At 44.1% G+C, this 17811-nt stretch carries 11 protein-coding genes, 2 tRNA genes and 1 riboswitch; of the genes, 8 read left to right on the top strand and 5 right to left on the bottom strand.

The features are described 5' to 3' along the window. Window positions 1-334: 334 nt before the first annotated feature. The gene (locus BLV86_RS05995) at window positions 335-1702 is read right to left on the bottom strand and encodes a GGDEF domain-containing protein (RefSeq protein WP_175456452.1); all 1368 of its coding nucleotides are present in this window, start codon (window positions 1700-1702) and stop codon (window positions 335-337) included. 292 nt (window positions 1703-1994) lie between these two features. Between BLV86_RS05995 and BLV86_RS05990 the strand changes: the two genes are divergently transcribed. Then, a complete protein-coding gene (locus BLV86_RS05990) occupies window positions 1995-2297 on the top strand; it encodes a Dabb family protein (RefSeq protein ID WP_090815602.1) in 303 nt (100 codons plus the stop codon). 200 nt (window positions 2298-2497) lie between these two features. After that, window positions 2498-5716, top strand: coding sequence for a carbamoyl-phosphate synthase large subunit (gene carB / locus BLV86_RS05985; RefSeq protein ID WP_090815600.1), 3219 nt, complete (start codon window positions 2498-2500; stop codon window positions 5714-5716). Window positions 5717-5908: 192 nt separating this feature from the next. Here carB and BLV86_RS05980 read toward each other — a convergent pair whose 3' ends face one another. The 4 genes from BLV86_RS05980 to BLV86_RS05965 form a co-directional block, all read right to left on the bottom strand. Further along, complete coding sequence (locus BLV86_RS05980) at window positions 5909-7300, bottom strand: alanine/glycine:cation symporter family protein (RefSeq protein WP_090815598.1); 1392 nt, start codon at window positions 7298-7300, stop codon at window positions 5909-5911. 322 nt (window positions 7301-7622) lie between these two features. Continuing rightward, window positions 7623-7728: riboswitch (glycine riboswitch) on the bottom strand. Between the two features lie 261 nt (window positions 7729-7989). After that, window positions 7990-9669, bottom strand: coding sequence for a sensor domain-containing diguanylate cyclase (locus BLV86_RS05975; RefSeq protein ID WP_175456451.1), 1680 nt, complete (start codon window positions 9667-9669; stop codon window positions 7990-7992). 487 nt (window positions 9670-10156) lie between these two features. Then, complete coding sequence (locus tag BLV86_RS05970; protein ID WP_175456450.1) at window positions 10157-10930, bottom strand: SDR family NAD(P)-dependent oxidoreductase; 774 nt, start codon at window positions 10928-10930, stop codon at window positions 10157-10159. A 331-nt stretch (window positions 10931-11261) separates the two neighbouring features. Continuing rightward, window positions 11262-11975, bottom strand: coding sequence for a GntR family transcriptional regulator (locus tag BLV86_RS05965; RefSeq protein ID WP_090815592.1), 714 nt, complete (start codon window positions 11973-11975; stop codon window positions 11262-11264). Window positions 11976-12331: 356 nt separating this feature from the next. Here BLV86_RS05965 and uxuA point away from each other — a divergent pair, with 356 nt between their 5' ends. The 6 genes from uxuA to BLV86_RS05935 all read left to right on the top strand — a co-directional run bounded on the left by uxuA (window position 12332) and on the right by BLV86_RS05935 (window position 17801). Then, complete coding sequence (uxuA, locus tag BLV86_RS05960) at window positions 12332-13438, top strand: mannonate dehydratase (RefSeq protein WP_031553519.1); 1107 nt, start codon at window positions 12332-12334, stop codon at window positions 13436-13438. 1 nt (window position 13439) lies between these two features. After that, window positions 13440-15050 carry a mannitol dehydrogenase family protein gene (locus tag BLV86_RS05955; RefSeq protein ID WP_090815590.1) on the top strand — a complete coding sequence of 537 codons (1611 nt, stop codon included), beginning with the start codon at window positions 13440-13442 and terminating at the stop codon, window positions 15048-15050. A gap of 315 nt (window positions 15051-15365) precedes the next feature. Next, window positions 15366-16550, top strand: a complete 1185-nt coding sequence (gene rdgB, locus BLV86_RS05950) for an RdgB/HAM1 family non-canonical purine NTP pyrophosphatase (RefSeq protein ID WP_090815588.1) — start codon at window positions 15366-15368, stop codon at window positions 16548-16550. A 295-nt stretch (window positions 16551-16845) separates the two neighbouring features. Next, window positions 16846-17478, top strand: coding sequence for a bifunctional 4-hydroxy-2-oxoglutarate aldolase/2-dehydro-3-deoxy-phosphogluconate aldolase (locus BLV86_RS05945; protein ID WP_031553527.1), 633 nt, complete (start codon window positions 16846-16848; stop codon window positions 17476-17478). A gap of 123 nt (window positions 17479-17601) precedes the next feature. Beyond that, a tRNA-Arg gene (locus BLV86_RS05940) sits at window positions 17602-17675 on the top strand. 52 nt (window positions 17676-17727) lie between these two features. After that, window positions 17728-17801 (top strand) — tRNA-His (locus tag BLV86_RS05935). The last annotated feature ends 10 nt before the right edge of the window (window positions 17802-17811 follow it).

The following is a 17811-nucleotide window of genomic DNA, read 5'->3' as shown; positions in this document are numbered from 1 at the left end:
GAAGTGCACGATTATCTTTGACTCATATCGCAATATACCTGATTTTGAGTCATAGAAGTACGGATTTTCTATGACCCATATTGCAAATATCGGATTATAGGTCAATGAAGAGCACGATTATCTTTGACTCATATTGCAATATACCTGATTTTGGGTCATAGAAATGCGGTTTTTTCTATGACCCATATTGCAAATATCGGATGATAGGTCAATGAAGAGCACGATTATCTTTGACTCATATCGCAATATACCTGATTTTGGGTCATAGAAATGCGGGTTTTTATGTGTAAATAAACTAAAACACTATTTAAAGTCAAGAAAAAGCGGTCGGTGCTCATGGGCATCGGCCGCTTAATTCTACCATTCTTGAAAAGTAAGTAAGGTCTGCGAAATCAGTTTCTGCCAGCCTGCAGGAGCTGTTTGTATTGCTGGCAAATATGATATAACCACCCCGCCGCGTCAGAGTCCTGTGATATACCACAAGAACACGGAAGCCATTATCTACCATAAATGTGGAAAACTTTGGATAGTTCTCCCGTTGAAGATGAAACATATTGACTACCTTGAGAGGGTAGGTATTAAACATAGGATGAAAATCCTCCGGAAGAGTAGCGGACAGATCCAGGCTGTCATTTTCAAACCTGTTTCCGCCGGCATCATCAGTGATTTTCTTCAGGCCGAAGTAGGATATAAAACTGTCTTCTCCCAGGAAGTAGACCTCATCCAGATTATAAGTGACAAGCATCTTTTCAAGTGCCGTATTTAACGAAATAGTTCTTTTCATCATGAACTTATCCATAAGCTCCATGATCATGTCACTCTTTTGATTATTGATGAGCATATGCTGGGCAATGGTCATAACCTTACCGTCATACAGAACTTTTCCGTGAATATGAGGAGTGTAAATAATGTGACGATCCCTGCCCTTTGTCTTGGCAAGATAGAGCATCTTGTCGGAAAGCTGGAACATGCTGTCATAATCCTTTGCGTAATCCGGAAAGAGAGCTCCGCCCATTGAAGCCGTAACAGTCTTATTTCCTTGTTCATCCATGTATTTCTCACGGATTTCATATCTAATTTCCATAAGAATTTCACGAAGTTCCGGTTCTTGATTGACCTTTTCCAGAACCAGCATGAACTCATCACCGCCGATCCTGCCCACAACCCCCTTGTCTCCTAAGTGTTTCTTTGCGATCTTTGCCACTTCTATGATCACATCATCTCCGGCCATGTGCCCTAAGGTATCATTAACTGATTTAAAATTGTCGATGTCCATAAGGAAAAAATAAAAATTCACAGGAGGTGACTTCTTCATAAGATTCTGAGCATACTCAATAATGGCACTCTTGGAATAGACACCGGTCATCTTGTCGTAGCATTCCTGTTCGGCATCGTTTTTCATGGACTGTACGTCTGAAAGAGCCACTTTTATATTCTTATCCGGATTTACGTGTTTCTCCATTGTTGCCGCAAACCATGAAAGGGCGCCATCATTATCACGCACTCTGAAGCATGACAGAGACGACTGACCCGGTTCTAAGGCAAGTACTGCATCCCTAAGCCCGTCCAGATCCACTGGCGGAACTATCATATCCAGATTCTTTACGCTGCTTTGCCCGATGTATGCATGAAAGCTCTCGCTGCTGTTCAGAATATTTAAGTTTTCATCAATCTCAACAAAGTAACTCTTGATTTTTCCCATAATACAGTCTCTCAAATATATCAATAAGAAAACGATACTGATCACCGGCATACGAAAAAGATACCGATCACCGGCAGCTGATCCTGCCGATAGTTTTGATTTGTTTTGTTGCCTTGAGTACTTACATATAATTATACCATAGAAGAAAACATATTTTGTATGTATCTGCAGCTCCTGTTTATTTTTTTTACACATTACTTCTGTTTTTTTATATAATAGTTTAGTGCCCATGAGCACTTTGTGCCGGGCGCTCCAATTCGGTAATTTATCACATCAGCAAAAAGGAGTAATCATGGTTAAACACGTAATTTTATGGACTCTTAAGGATGAACTTTCAGCAGAAGAGAAGTCAAAGATAAAGCAAGAAATAAAGGATGGACTTGAGGCCCTTAAAGACAAGGTTCCCGGCATCGTAGATATAAAGGTATATATCAACGGACTTCCTTCTTCCAATGTTGACCTTATGCTTGATAGTACTTTAGAGAGCGAGGACGCACTTAAAGCTTACGCAACAAACCCTTTGCATGTGGCAGTAGCGGACACAAAGATAAGACCTTATACCAAGGTTAGAAGCTGCCTGGATTTTGAGATCTGATGAATTCTATAAGTCTCTGCAGAGAAGATGCTATCATTCTTTTCTGCAGGGACTTTTTGTGAATAAACGAGATTGTCATTTATGGCATGCAATAATGCATGTTTTAGTATGATTTGATAAAAATACATTTTTTAGAGTATATTTATGCATATTTAGTGCTATAATCATTCAGAAATGTTTATTTATACGGAGGAATATACATGCCACAGAGAACAGATATACACAAGATCCTTATCATAGGCTCAGGTCCCATCGTCATCGGACAGGCCTGTGAATTCGACTACTCAGGAACCCAGGCCTGCAAAGCACTTAGAAGCCTTGGATATGAAATCGTTCTTGTAAACTCAAATCCTGCCACCATCATGACAGACCCTGAGATGGCAGATATCACATATATCGAGCCACTGAATGTAAAGAGAGTGGAGCAGATCATCGCAAAGGAGCGCCCGGATGCATTGCTCCCGAATCTTGGCGGTCAGTCAGGTCTCAACCTCTGCTCAGAGCTTTATAAGGAAGGCATTTTGGATAAGTACGGCGTTAAGGTAATCGGCGTACAGGTGGATGCCATCGAGCGCGGAGAGGACCGTATCGAGTTCAAGGAGACAATGAATAAGCTTGGTGTGGAAATGGCCAGAAGTGAAGTTGCTTACAGCGTAGAGGAAGCACTGAAGATAGCTGACGAGCTCGGTTACCCCGTTGTACTTCGTCCTGCCTATACCATGGGCGGCGCAGGCGGCGGTCTCGTTTACAACCGTGATGAGCTTAAGACAGTTTGTGCAAGAGGTCTTCAGGCCAGTCTCATCCACCAGGTTCTGGTAGAGGAGTCAATCCTCGGATGGGAAGAACTGGAGCTTGAGGTTGTCCGTGACAAAGACAACAACATGATCACCATCTGCTTCATTGAAAATGTTGACCCCGTAGGCATTCACACCGGTGACTCCTTCTGTACGGCACCTTTCCTTACCATTTCAAAGGATCTGCAGGATGAGCTCCAGAGACAGGCTTACAAGATCGTCGAGCATATCGGAGTTATCGGCGGTACCAATGTTCAGTTCGCCCACGATCCGGTTTCAGACCGTATAGTAGTAATCGAGATCAATCCGAGAACCTCCAGATCCTCGGCTCTTGCCTCAAAGGCCACAGGTTTCCCTATCGCCCTTGTGTCCGCAAAGCTTGCAACCGGACTCACGCTGAGTGAGCTTCCCTGTGGAAAATACGGAACCCTCGACAAATACGTCCCCGACGGAGATTACGTGGTAGTTAAGTTTGCCCGCTGGGCATTCGAAAAGTTCAAGGGTGTTGAAGATAAGCTGGGCACACAGATGCGTGCCGTAGGCGAGGTCATGAGCATCGGAAAGAACTATAAAGAAGCTTTCCAGAAGGCTATCCGTTCTCTCGAGAAGGACCGTTTCGGTCTCGGCTTTGTAAAGAATTTTAACGACCTTTCAAAGGATGAACTCCTGAAACTCCTCATCACACCTTCAAGCGAAAGGCATTTCATCATGTATGAAGCCCTTCGTAAAGGCGCAACCGTAGATGAGATCTTCGAGCTCACAAAGGTCAAGAAATACTTCATCGAACAGATGAAAGAGCTCGTGGATGAAGAAGAGGAGCTTCTTAAAAACAAGGGTAATGTTCCTTCCGACGAGGCACTCACTCAGGCTAAAAAGGATGGCTTCTCAGATAAGTATCTTGCGAAGATCCTGGAGGTTTCCGAAGACGATATCAGAAACCGCCGTGAAGCAATCGGCGTTACGGAAAACTGGGATTCCGTTCATGTAAGCGGAACAGAAGACAGCTCTTACTACTACAGCACCTACATCGGACAGGATAACGACCAGGTTAATTCCGATCGTCCTAAGGTTATGATCCTTGGCGGCGGACCTAACCGTATCGGACAGGGCATCGAGTTCGACTACTGCTGTGTACACGCTGCACAGTCACTTAAGAAGCTCGGTTTTGAAACCATCATAGTAAACTGTAACCCGGAGACTGTTTCCACTGACTATGACACCTCCGACAAGCTTTACTTCGAGCCCCTCACCCTTGAGGACGTTCTCAGCATTTACAGAAAGGAAAATCCTGTTGGTGTCATTGCCCAGTTCGGAGGACAGACACCGCTTAATCTTGCAGACAGCCTGAAGAAGAACGGCGTAAAGATACTGGGAACCACTCCGGAAGTCATCGACCTTGCAGAGGACCGCGATCTTTTCCGCGCAATGATGGATAAGCTTGGCATTCCGATGCCTGAAGCAGGAATGGCTACAACCGTGGAGGAAGCATTGGACAACGCACACAAGATCGGATACCCGGTTATGGTTCGTCCTTCCTTCGTACTTGGCGGCCGCGGCATGGAAGTGGTTTACGACGACGAAAGTCTCCGTGACTATATGAATGCTGCCATCGGTGTTACACCGGACAGGCCTATACTCATTGACCGTTTCCTTAACAATGCTATGGAGTGCGAGGCTGATGCCATAAGTGACGGAACCAATGCTTATGTTCCGGCGGTTATGGAGCACATCGAGCTTGCGGGTATACATTCAGGTGACTCAGCATGCATAGTGCCTTCAAAGCACATTCCGGAGGATAATCTGGAGACCATAAAGGAATATACAAGAAAGATAGCGGAAGAGATGCATGTTGTTGGACTTATGAACATGCAGTACGCCATCGAAAACGGAAAGGTTTATGTGATTGAGGCAAACCCGAGAGCATCGAGAACAGTGCCTTTGGTTTCAAAGGTATGTGGCATAAGTATGGTTCCTATCGCCGTGGATATCATCACTGGCGAAATAACAGGAAGACCTTCACCGGTGCCTGCATTAACCGATAAGAACATTCCTTATTACGGCGTAAAGGAAGCTGTGTTCCCGTTCAACATGTTCCCTGAGGTTGATCCTATCCTCGGACCGGAGATGCGTTCTACCGGAGAGGTTCTGGGACTTGCGAAGACCACAGGTGAAGCCTTCGTAAAGGCGGAGGAAGCTGCCAAGGCAGAGCTCCCTTCCGAGGGCACAGTTCTTATTTCCCTTAACACCAAGGATCACGCTTACGCAGCGGAACTTGCAGAGCTTTACTCAGAAGCAGGCTTCAACATCGTTGCAACCGAAAACACTCATAAGCTTATTACCGAAGCAGGTATCCCTGCAGAAAAGGTTAAGAAGCTTTACGAGGGCCGTCCGAATATCATGGACCTTATCACCAATGGAAACATTGACCTGGTGATCAATTCACCTATCGGCAAGGACAGCGTCCATGATGACAGCTACCTCCGTAAGACCGCCATCAAGGCAAAGGTTCCATACATCACCACTGTTGCCGCAGCAAAGGCCGCAGCCGAAGGCATCAAGTTTGTCCGGGACAACGGCGATGACGGCATCATGTCACTCCAGGAATGGCACAAGTCAATTAAATGATATCCATAGGATGGTGTACATAGGTTGATGTACATAGTATGATGTCCGAAGGATGATGTCTATAGGATGACGTACATAGGATGAATTAAAACTGCCACCAGATTCATATCTGATGGCAGTTTTAAACACTTCATTTTAACTCAACTTCCCACATTAATTGTGGGAATTGCACCTTTTTGGTATGAAATTCTTTTACTCTACTTTATTTTCCACCTGCTTTTTATCACTTGCATTCATGCGGGACATCTTTGCGACTTCGCCAGAAAGGGCGATGAGGCCGATGATGTTGGGGATGACCATGACTCCGTTAAAGAGGTCCTGCATGTTCCAAACCAGGTCAACCTTCAGGAGGGAGCCTGCGAAGATAAATACTACATCGATAACGGCAAATGGAATGATTGCCTTCTTTCCAAAAAGGAATGTGATGTTCTGTCTTGCAAATAAGAACCATCCGATGATGGTTGAAAAGGCGAAGAACAGAAGACATATAGCTACGAACATCGGACCGAATCCGCCAAAGCCTGTAGTAAATGCAAGCTGGGCAACAGGAGTACCAGTGATATCACCTGCGTAAAGTACTTCGGTTCCGAGAACACCTGAAGAAAGGATAACAAGTGCTGTAAGTGTAAGAACGATAAATGTGTCAATGAATACACCTACCATGGCAACCTCACCTTGCTCCTGAGGGCGGTTAACAATTGCAAGTGCATGTGCGTGAGGAGTTGAACCCATACCTGCTTCATTTGAGAAAAGTCCGCGGGCAACGCCGAGACGCATAACCTGACGAACAGCGATTCCGGCTCCGGCACCAACTACGGCCTGAGGCTGGAAAGCACCTCTGAAGATTGATACGATTGCGGGGATAACATTCGCGTGATTTATGATAAGCATTATCACAGCGGCAACCACATAAAGTCCTGCCATAAAAGGAACAACCTTTTCGGTAAAGGATGCGATACGGCTGATACCGCCAACAAAGATAAAGGCTGAGATGATAGCTACAAAGATACCTACCACCCACTTTGGAATTCCAAAGGCTGTAAAGAATGCATCACTGATGGAGTTTGACTGAACCATGTTGCCCATGATTCCAAGTGACAGGATAGTCATGACTGCGAAAGATACTGCAAGCATCTTTCCGAAGCTTCCCTTAAAGGCTTCCTGAATGTAGTAAACCGGGCCTCCGATGACTTCGCCGTTTTCATCTCTTGTTTTTGTCTTCTGGGCAAGAACAGCTTCTCCGTATATGGTAGCCATACCCAAAAATGCAGCCAGCCACATCCAAAAGATGGCACCCGGGCCTCCGCCTACAAGGGCAGTAGCACATCCCGCTATATTTCCGGTTCCTACCTGTGCTGCTATTGCTGTTGCCAGGGCCTGAAATGAACTCATACCATCATTTTCACTTGCATTACCCTTAAGTGAAAAGTTTCCGAATACCCGATTCCATGCGCTTGGAAATCTTCGTATCTGAACAAACCCCGTCCTAATGGAGAAAAACAATCCGTTTCCTATCAAAAGGAACAAAAGAACAAACCAGATTTTGTCATCCAAAAGAACGATAATGTTGTTTAAGTTATCCACTGTGATACTCCCCCTTAGAGCTGTAAGAAGCTTTAGATAAGCGGAAGATAAAAACTATGACAAAATACCGGTCAAACAGCAAAAACCGAAAAGCCGGCAATGCGGGTTAGTAAAACCAAAAATCTACGGAAACAACAATTACAGAAACGTAACAGGAATAAACCCGTCGAAACCAACACAGTTCGACATAAAAAATGTACTGAGTACAAAGAAAATGAAAATACTCGTAAATATACTTTACTTCCGCTTTTATGAACTTACGTGCATCCGATTACTGTATTCAGGATGTATCCGGAAAGCATTCATGTTCACGAATATTTCTAATTACCCCTCTGTCCTTTTGCCTGAGAGATTGGGGCAGGATCAATGAATAATCCTGAGCCTTTGCACCTTCGGCACTCTAAAAGAGCTTCTCCAGAGTTCACTCCGTTATTAGTCTCCGTCCGTTACAGACTCCTGAGAGTTTTACTCCTTCGGCAGGTTATCATATCAAACAATTCAATGTTTATCTCCCAAATGCTCTTTATGCAAAACAGGAAATTATAACAACCACTTTTCTAATAACTTCTACGTATATTTATTTGCTCGATTAGCGTATCATCCGACTGCATATGCGTCAAGAAGGACCCCTGTGCTATAATCAATAGATATAGCACAGGCATATAAGCAAACGCTTATATGCCTTTTAGTTATGCTCTTTCAGTTTTCATTTCTTTTTTCTTTTTATACATATTTTCGTCAGCCATATTGAAAAGCTGATCATAGGTCATGCCCTCAGGTGAAGTAACGGGATCGAAATCCGCTATGCCATAGGCAGCCGAAACCTTTACTTCTACGGGAATATCAGCTTTGGCTCTGAAATTCATTTCATTTTCAAGATATTCAATTATATTATACCTTTCGTTATAGTCTCTTGATTCCGAAAGAAATACCACGAACTCATCCCCTCCTATACGGAACATTGGACTGTTGATAAACTTTCCCGAAAAACATCCGCAGCAGTTTATGATATATTTATCCCCCATGGCATGTCCGTAAGCATCATTTATATGCTTCAGATTATTGATATCGATTACAACAATTGCTAATGCCTTTTTCCTGTTTTTTATCACATCTTTAACTGTTTCCACATATTCCTCATAAGCAGCCTTGCTTTTAACACCGGTCAGAGGATCAATGTAGGCTATTCCTTTTATCTGTTCAACATAACTCTTCAAAACCTTTACGTTTTTGGAAAAGCTGACGGTCAGATCCCCGATCTCATCATTGGACTCCGGACACAGATCAACCTCCAGATCCCCCTCTGCGATCCTTGAGGCCGATATCCTCAACTTTTGAATAGGTCTGATGATCCGGTAAACCAGATTCATTGTCAGCACAAAAAACAGCATACTTATAAGCAGGGCAGCAGCCACGATACGTGTGGTAAGCCTGCTTCTTGCTGCAAGAATCGACTTAAGGGGAGTAGTGAGAACCAGCTTCATATTATTGTTCAGTGTTCTCCAGTTAAGCTTTCTTGTTTCACCTCTGTACTCATAAGTGATAAGATGATCATTCTTATTTTCGGTTCTTATCTGCTGGGAGATCTTTGTAAAGTCACTGTTGATAGACCCAAGATTCGTTCCTGTCTCCAGAAACTTATGATAAATGATAGTTCCTTTATTGCTTAAAAGGAAAGTCGCGCTTCCTTCGTAGGGCTGTATATTGTCTATATACTCAATAATGTCGGAAAAGTCGATGTCCATTCCTATGGCGCCTATAAATGTTCCCCCTTTAAACAGAGGCTCAATATATGAAATCTTGTTTATTTCCAGTTCAGGATCATATTTTACATTTGTCCAGACACCAACTTTTTGTTCTTTTGCAAGATAATACCAGCTGACCTTGGGATCATCCTCGTTATAATCCGAAATATTAACCGGATCCACAAAAGTGAAGGTTCCGCCGGCAACTGATTTCCGATAACAAAAGGCATTTTCACCGCTGCAGATTTCAGGATCCAGCTGCAGATAGTAACTGTAGATCCATTTATCATTATCTACCAGGAAATTCAATACATTCCGCATCTTCAGAAGGTAACTCTCCCTGTAGTATGCATCTTTAAAGCTGTCTATGTTTATAAGATTTGTTGAGGCATATAAAGAACCTTCGTCTACGCATTCTGCCATATTTCCCAATGCATTATTGAGATAATTGGCAGCATCACTGACAGTAAGCTCCATGATCCTGGCCGAATCCTCATCCAGTATGGACACGGAAGATGCCAAACCAACACCTCCGATGATAAACGCAGTAAATAAAGTACAGGCAAGTATAAGCGCTGCAAACTTTGTCTGTAATGAAATATATGGTCCCCGACCCTTACTCATAACCTTTTCTATACTCCTTTGCCTTCCTATGTGCAAAATTTTGTCACCCATGCAGTTTATCATATGACCATAACAAAAGATTCCACGGGAATTTAAGTGAACTGCTCAGAAAAATGCTTTTCTTCAGACCACTTATTTCATATATCGGAGAAAACCACTTATTTTATTAGTCCAGTCAGGGAGGTAATTTAATGTATTACGAGAATTACAGTTTTGTTGGGATAGTTAACGGACAGAAGATCAGATTCGCGACAGAAGAGGAGTATAACGAGTATATTGAATCAATAGAAGATGAGGATTGAATCAGGTAGAGGAAATCCACCGGGGACGGTTCTCTCCGGTGAGAACCGTCCCCGGTGGATCTATGACTGCAGCAAAAAACTGCCACCAGATTCAACATCTGATGGCAGTAAGTTTATATTTTTCTGCTTGAAAGGCAGCAGTTCATCTAAAGCGACCGCCCCTCATTATGAAATACTGATTTACATCAGATACATGTATAACCACCGTCAACCGGAATCATAACGCCGTTAACGTATGTTGAAGCAGGTGATGCAAGGAAAATAGCTGTTGAATCAAGCTCCCCTTCCTTACCGTAACGCTCCATAGGGATAGCACCCTTTGCGTACTCCTTAAACCATTCGGAATCAAGAGTCTCCTGTGTGAGCGGTGTCCAGAAATAACCCGGGCAGATAGCATTAACTGTGATACCATGCTTGCCCCACTCAGCAGCAAGTGCTCTGGTAAGGTTAACAACGCCGCCCTTTGCAGCATGATATGGGCTTGCAGGTGCGATCTTGTTGCCAACAAGGCCATACATGGAAGCGATATTTATGATACGTCCGTAACCTGCCGGGATCATTGCCTTCTTTGCAACGGCACGTGCAACCTTGAAAGAACCAAAGAGGTCAATGTTTACTTCATTGGCAAACTGATCATCTGTGATGTCTTCAGCAGGAGCAACAGCACCTGTACCTGCGTTGTTGATAACGATATCGATCTTTCCGAATTTCTCCAGAACCTTATCAACAAGCTCCTCAACCATATTGGTATCTGTGATATCACATCTTACAGGAAATGTTTCAACGCCGTATTCCTTTGTGAGTTCCTTTGCAACATCTTCAATCAACTCTTGACGACGGGCAACGGGAACTATATTACAACCCTGATTTGCAAGTGCCTTTGCCATCTGAACGCCAAGTCCTGTTGAGCAGCCTGTAACAATTGCAACGTTTCCCTTTAAATCGAAATAATTCTTCATGATCATACCTCTTTTCCGGTCAGTTACCGACCAATTCTCCTTACTCGTTATACTATAGGTGTTTAAAGGTTCCAGCCGAAATGGATCATATCTGCTCCGAAACCTCCAACTTCTATATAATACAATTTTTTTGATAATTGGTCAATTTTGATATAAAAAAGGATAAATAATCCGTATTTTTTATATACTATGACGTTTCATAAAGTCTATTCCGCTTTTATTCCGCGCACAAGTGTGGATTAGTAATTCTGAGCGTAACCGTACAAAGTTCGTGATATCCCGTTTTATTCCGGCAAAAGCATTGAGACAGGCTTAGGATGGTTATGGCATATTATTGCTTAAAAAGAGCTTCAAATTCTTCATTTGCCGACACCTTTTCCAGAGTATGGTTAATGTTTCTGAAATGATGTCTCAGCTCATCCTCCAGTGTCTGTCTGTCATGATTTTCAATAGCATCTACAATTCGTTCATGCTGTGAAACTATATTGATACTGTCATCATATTTCTGATCGTCGCTTCTCTCAACCCCGAGTGCAAAGCGTCTTGCTCTGATATAATGAATATCATATCTTCCGGTATGTTCCTGAACAAACTCTTTGTGCTGCAAATGATAAAAGAAATCATGGAACAGTGTATCCGCCTCAGTAAGTTTCTCCATTTCATTAAAGGAGATCATGGTCTTCTGATCGTTGATCATGCCACGAAGAAGAGGTACCAGCGGATCCAGCAGTCCGGCATCAAAAGCATCCAGAACCACTCTGGTTTCAAGAACTTCCCTTAGATATCTTACTTTTCTGACCTTATCAAGATTGATCTTACTTACAAAGCTGCCCCTTTGAGGCTGGGATTCAAGAGCGCCTTCTATATTAAGACGTCTGACAGCTTCCCTCACCGGTATGCGGCTGCAGTTGAACTGTTCGGCAAGACCAAGTTCACTGAGTTTCACCCCGGGACGAAGCTCCAGCGTCGCAATCCGGTTCCATAAATAATAGTGTATTTCCTCAGGTAATTTGGGAGTCTCAACCATGTTATTATCTGTATTCATAATATCCCTCTCAAACTTGTATACAATCACAAGATAAAAATAAATCAATTCCGGATTTAAATCAAGTCCGAAAGCTAAATTCCGGTTGTAGTATACATTTGTAATCGTTATTATACCAAATCTTCAGGCACCTATGGCAGATTTATCGAAAAACCTGGCACCGGCTTTTCCAGGTGCAGTATTTATGCTAACTTTTTAAAGTATTTCAATAAAACACCGATTATTTGATTATGATTTTTTTGTTGACATTTTTCCCGAAAAGGATTACTATTGCATCATCAAAAACTGGTATACACTTTGAGGACCGTTTTAATTCCTCACTTATCAAAGCATTATACAAAAAGGAGAATTTCATTATGGAAATGACATTTCGTTGGTATGGTTCAAAGTTCGATTCTATCAGCTTACAGCAGATCAGACAGATTCCCGGAGTAACAGGTGTTATCACAACACTTTATGACACAACTCCCGGCGAGGTATGGTCACAAGAGAGAATCCACGCATTAAAGGAAGAGGTTGAGGCTTCCGGTCTTCACATCAGCGGAATCGAGTCAGTTAACGTTTGTGATTCCATAAAGGTTGGCGACAAGGATCGTGACAAGTACATCGCAAACTACATCGAAACTCTTGAGAATCTCGGCAAGGAAGACATTCACCTTGTATGCTACAATTTCATGCCTGTATTTGACTGGACAAGAACAGAGCTTGCACGTAAGAATCCTGACGGATCAACAGTTCTTGCCTATAGCCAGAAGGCTATCGATGCCATCAACCCGGACGACCTTGCTTCATCCATGGAGAAGATGTCTCAGGGTACAGTTCTTCCCGGTTGGGAGCCTGAGCGTATGGCCAAGCTTAAGGATCTTTTTGAAATGTATAAGAATGTTGACGGCGAGAAGCTTTTTGAGAATCTTGTATATTTCCTTAAAGCCATCATGCCTGTTTGCAACAAGTACGATATAAAGATGGCTATCCACCCGGATGACCCTGCATGGTCAGTATTCGGCCTCACAAGAATCATCAACTCAGAGGAGAACATCCTTCGTCTTATGAAAGCTGTTGACGATGTACATAACGGTGTAACCTTCTGCTCAGGTTCATACGGCACAAACCTTGAGAATGATCTTCCTCACATGATCCGTGTACTTAAGGGCCGTATCCATTTCGCTCACGTAAGAAACCTGAGATTCAACGATACTTCCCGTGAGAACTACGATTTCCAGGAGGCATGCCACATTTCCAGCGACGGAAACTTCGACATGTATGAGATCGTTCGTGCCCTTTATGAGACAGGCTTCGACGGACCTATCAGACCTGATCACGGAAGAAACATCTGGGATGAGGTTGGCAAGCCCGGTGTAATGCCCGGATACGGACTCTATGACAGAGCCCTCGGCGCTACATACATTCAGGGACTTTGGGAAGCAATCGAGAAGAGCGAGAAGAGACTTGGAGGAAACTAAAATGCGTTTAACTCTTGAAGGATTAAAGGATAAAGAAGCATGGCAGAAGGCCGGCGTAAAGCTCCCTGCCTATGACATTGAAAAAGTTGCAGAGAATACAAAGAAGTCCCCTGTATGGGTTCACTTCGGAATAGGAAACATCTTCCGTATTTTCATCGGCGGAATCGCTGACAAACTTATTGAGGAAGGTGCTCTTGACAAGGGAATCACCTGTGTAGAGACCTTTGACTTCGACGTAGTGGACAAAATCTATGATCCTTACGACAATCTTGTACTGGGCGTAACATTAAAGGCTGACGGCTCAACAGAGAAGCAGGTTATCGGTTCCCTTACAGAAGCCATCAAGGCTCAGTCTCAGGTGCTTGCTGACTGGAATCGTCTCAAGGAAATATTTACAAACCCTGATTTCCAGATGGCAAGCTTTACCATCACAGAAAAAGGCTATGCTCTCAAGAATGCTTCCGGCGAATATTTCCCGTTTGTTCAGGCAGATATCGACAACGGTCCCGAGAAGCCCGGTGCAGCCATGGCCATCGTTGCAGCACTTCTTTTCGAGCGTTTCAAGGCAGGAAAGTATCCTGTTGCCATCGTAAGCTGCGACAACTGCTCACACAACGGCGAGAAGCTTATGAGTTCCATCGTAACAATGGCGGAAGAGTGGGAGAAGAAGGGTTTTGTTCCTGCAGATTTCATCGCTTACCTTAAGGATGAGAAGTTCGTAGCCTTCCCTTGGTCCATGATCGACAAGATCACTCCGAGGCCTGCAGAATCTGTTGAGGCTGAACTTGAGAAACTTGGCATCGAAAACATGGCGCCTGTTATCACCTCAAAGCGCACCTACATTGCACCTTTTGTTAATGCAGAAGGCCCTCAGTATCTGGTTATCGAGGACAAATTCCCTAACGGACGTCCCGCACTTGAGAAAGCCGGCGTTTATATGACAGACCGTGACACCGTTAATAAGGTGGAGAGAATGAAGGTAACAACCTGCCTTAACCCGCTTCACACGGCACTTGCGGTTTATGGCTGTGTTCTCGGATATGATCTTATCGCAGACGAAATGAAGGATAAGGAGCTCAAGGAGCTTGTACACCGCATCGGACCTGTTGAGGGAATGCCTGTAGTTACAGATCCGGGCATCCTTTCCCCCGAGGCATTTGTAAATGAAGTCATCAACGAGCGTATCCCTAACCCATTCATGCCTGATACACCTCAGCGTATCGCAACCGATACCTCACAGAAGGTTGGTATCCGTTACGGCGAGACCATAAAGAGCTATGTTGGAAAGTACGGCGATGCAAAGAAGCTCGAGGCTATACCTCTTGCCATTGCCGGCTGGCTCAGATATCTTCTCGGTGTTAATGATAAGGGCGAAGCATTTGAACGTTCCTCAGATCCTATGCTTGATTCACTTACAGAGGCGCTCCGCGGAATCGAGCTCGGAAAGCCTGAGACTGTAGGCGACAAGTTAAAGCCGATTCTTTCCAATGTCAACATCTTTGGCTCAGACCTCTATTCAGTAGGTCTCGGAGAGAGAATCGAAGAGCTTTTCAAAGAAGAAATTGCAGGTGCCGGTGCAGTAAGAGCCACACTTGTTAAATATCTCGGATAATAGAATACCATAAAGTGCCACAGGGGAAGGTTTTCGACAGCGAGAGCCTTCCCCTGTGTTGCTGTGTTATTGGAATCCTCACTTCGACACTATTTATAATAGCTCCAAAAGCAAATAAGACTTTCATCTTAGGCTGTATCTGCGGTATGATTACTTATTGAAAAAATATTTATATTTTGCTGCAGCGAATTCACCCTTTATACTGTACACATAAGTGCAGACATTTCATAAAGTGGGGAACCACTTTATCGGATTCCCTGAAGGGTCCCGGATTCAAAAGCTGCAGTAAACTCACAGAAAAAGAAAGTAGACATTATGCGTATTATTTTTGCCACCCATAACAAAAACAAAATGAAAGAGATCCGGCAGATTCTTGGGGATGTAACTGAGGATATCGTTGCAAAGAGCGAGCTGGGAATCGACTTTGAGCCCGTCGAAACCGGCAAGACCTTTGCCGAGAATGCTGAGCTTAAGGCTTCCGGGATCAGAAGCTATATGCTGGCCCATGGCATGCTGGAGGACGATGACATTATCATGTCCGACGACTCCGGATTATGTGTAAATTACATGCTGGGTATGCCGGGCATCTACAGCGCAAGATACCTGGGAGAGGACACCTCCTATGATATAAAAAATGCACGTATCATCCATGAACTGAGATTTGCAGAAGGGGAGGAGAGAGCAGCACACTTTGCCTGCAGTATCTGCGCGGTATTTGCCGACGGAAGAGTTTTTCACACAGAAGGAAAATTCGAGGGTCTCATAGCAAAGGAGCCCAAAGGAACCAATGGTTTCGGATATGACCCTATACTGTATCTTCCAGAATACGGAAAAACTTCCGCAGAACTTACGGCAGAGGAGAAAAACAGTATGTCCCACAGAGGGAAAGCCCTGAGAGCTATGCGAGAGCTTTTAAAGCGGGTTATCGGAGAAGACAAAGAAAAAGGAATTAACAGCGGTGCGTTTCCTGAGAAAAAGGAGGGCAGCGGACTTGTCCGCCCCTTTCAGACGGCCCTGATAGTCAGCGATTCTCATCGTAAGGATGACAATCTCAAAGATGTTCTGAAAAGACTCGGAATGATTGATTATCTCATACATCTCGGAGACTCCGAGGGAACCGAGCATATGATAAAGCAATATGCCGGTGACGGTGTTGAATGCTACTTTGTCCAGGGCAATAATGACTTTTTTACAGAACTTCCGAGAGAGCAGGTGATCACTCTGGGCAAACACAAGTGCTTCCTTACCCACGGGCACTACTACGGAGTCGGCATGGACCTTACTCAGCTTACAGAGGAGGCCAGGGCCCGCGGCTGCGATATCGCAATGTTCGGTCACACTCACAGACCTTATCTCAGGGAGATCAACGGCGTAACCTGTATAAATCCGGGTTCCATCAGTTACCCGAGACAGTCTGACAGACGTCCGTCCTATATGGTAGTGGACGTAAGCAAAGAAGGGGAGCTGACTTACCACCAGGTTTACCTGAAGCTCCACTGATATTACCAAAAACCATCATGGGAAACGCTATTACGGCGTTTCCTTTTTTATTTCACTCAGTACCGGCAGGGACGGTTCTCACCGGCAGGGACGGTTCTCACCGGAGAGAACCGTCCCCGCCGGTACATGTTTATTCTTTAAAAATATAGTAAATTCCCTCTTGTAAGCCGGACGATAATCCTATATAATACAAAAATGTAAGCGGTTACAATTATATGTATACCAAGGTAATGCCAATCCCCCGTGCATTACCGCATATGATAAGTTTTTTTATTGAAAATAAAGGAGATATGTTATGACACAACAAGATTTTATGGCTAAGCTTGCAGAGATCAAGGTTTGTCCTGTAGTAGTTATCGATGATGTTGAGGATGCAGTTCCTCTTGCAAAGGCTCTTGAGGCCGGAAAGCTTCCTATGGCTGAGGTTACTTTCAGAACACCTGCCGCAGCAGAAGCCATCGCACGTATCGCTAAGGAGTGTCCAAATGTTGTTGTCGGTGCAGGAACCATCCTTGACCGTGAGCAGTGCACACGTGCTATCAATGCAGGCGCTCAGTTCATCGTTGCACCTTCATTCTCTGATGAAGTTGCACAGTGCGCTATCGGACACGGTGTAGCATACTGCCCGGGAACATGTACTCCTACAGATATCACAAACGCATTAAGATACAACCTTCCTATGGTTAAGTTCTTCCCTGCAGGAAACTATGGCGGACTTAAGACCATCAAGTCACTTGCCAGCGTATTCCCTCAGCTCAAGTTCATGCCTACAGGCGGAGTAAGTGTTGATAATGTTAACGAGTATCTCGGTTTCGACAAGATCATCAGCGTTGGCGGAACATGGGTATGCAAGAAGGATATGGTAGCAGCAAAGGATTGGGACGGAATCGCAAAGCTTTGCCGTGAAGCATACGATCTTACACACTGATATGACGGTTTTACGAGGGTCTAAGGGCCCTCGTAAAATAAAAATAAAAAATCAAAAATTTGTGTTGACATTCAATCAGCTATTCGCTAGAATAACTGAGTCGCTTGAAACGAGCGACAAAATGAGTCAGTAGCTCAGCTGGATAGAGCAACGGCCTTCTAAGCCGTGGGTCGGGGGTTCGAATCCCTTCTGGCTCATTTCTCTTTCTAAAAGAGAATTACATTGGTTCGCTTAAGCGACCGTAATATGGTGGGTATAGCGTAGTTGGTTATCGCGCCAGATTGTGGTTCTGGAGATCCCGGATTCGAGTTCCGGTACCCACCCTTAGCCAGC

The sequence above is a fragment of the Oribacterium sp. KHPX15 genome, from assembly GCF_900107835.1.
Taxonomy (GTDB): domain Bacteria; phylum Bacillota; class Clostridia; order Lachnospirales; family Lachnospiraceae; genus Oribacterium.
The sequence above is the reverse complement of the archived record's forward strand: the minus strand, read 5'-3'. Positions and strand labels throughout refer to the sequence as shown.

Bases quoted from the DNA above. Each gene is read 5' to 3' on its own strand.
- BLV86_RS05995 (WP_175456452.1), bottom strand. From the start codon at position 1,702: ATGGGAAAAATCAAGAGTTACTTTGTTGAGATTGATGAAAACTTAAAT.
- BLV86_RS05990 (WP_090815602.1), top strand. From the start codon at position 1,995: ATGGTTAAACACGTAATTTTATGGACTCTTAAGGATGAACTTTCAGCA.
- carB (WP_090815600.1), top strand. From the start codon at position 2,498: ATGCCACAGAGAACAGATATACACAAGATCCTTATCATAGGCTCAGGT.
- BLV86_RS05975 (WP_175456451.1), bottom strand. From the start codon at position 9,669: ATGAGTAAGGGTCGGGGACCATATATTTCATTACAGACAAAGTTTGCA.
- BLV86_RS05970 (WP_175456450.1), bottom strand. From the start codon at position 10,930: ATGAAGAATTATTTCGATTTAAAGGGAAACGTTGCAATTGTTACAGGC.
- BLV86_RS05965 (WP_090815592.1), bottom strand. From the start codon at position 11,975: ATGAATACAGATAATAACATGGTTGAGACTCCCAAATTACCTGAGGAA.
- uxuA (WP_031553519.1), top strand. From the start codon at position 12,332: ATGGAAATGACATTTCGTTGGTATGGTTCAAAGTTCGATTCTATCAGC.
- BLV86_RS05955 (WP_090815590.1), top strand. From the start codon at position 13,440: ATGCGTTTAACTCTTGAAGGATTAAAGGATAAAGAAGCATGGCAGAAG.
- rdgB (WP_090815588.1), top strand. From the start codon at position 15,366: ATGCGTATTATTTTTGCCACCCATAACAAAAACAAAATGAAAGAGATC.
- BLV86_RS05945 (WP_031553527.1), top strand. From the start codon at position 16,846: ATGACACAACAAGATTTTATGGCTAAGCTTGCAGAGATCAAGGTTTGT.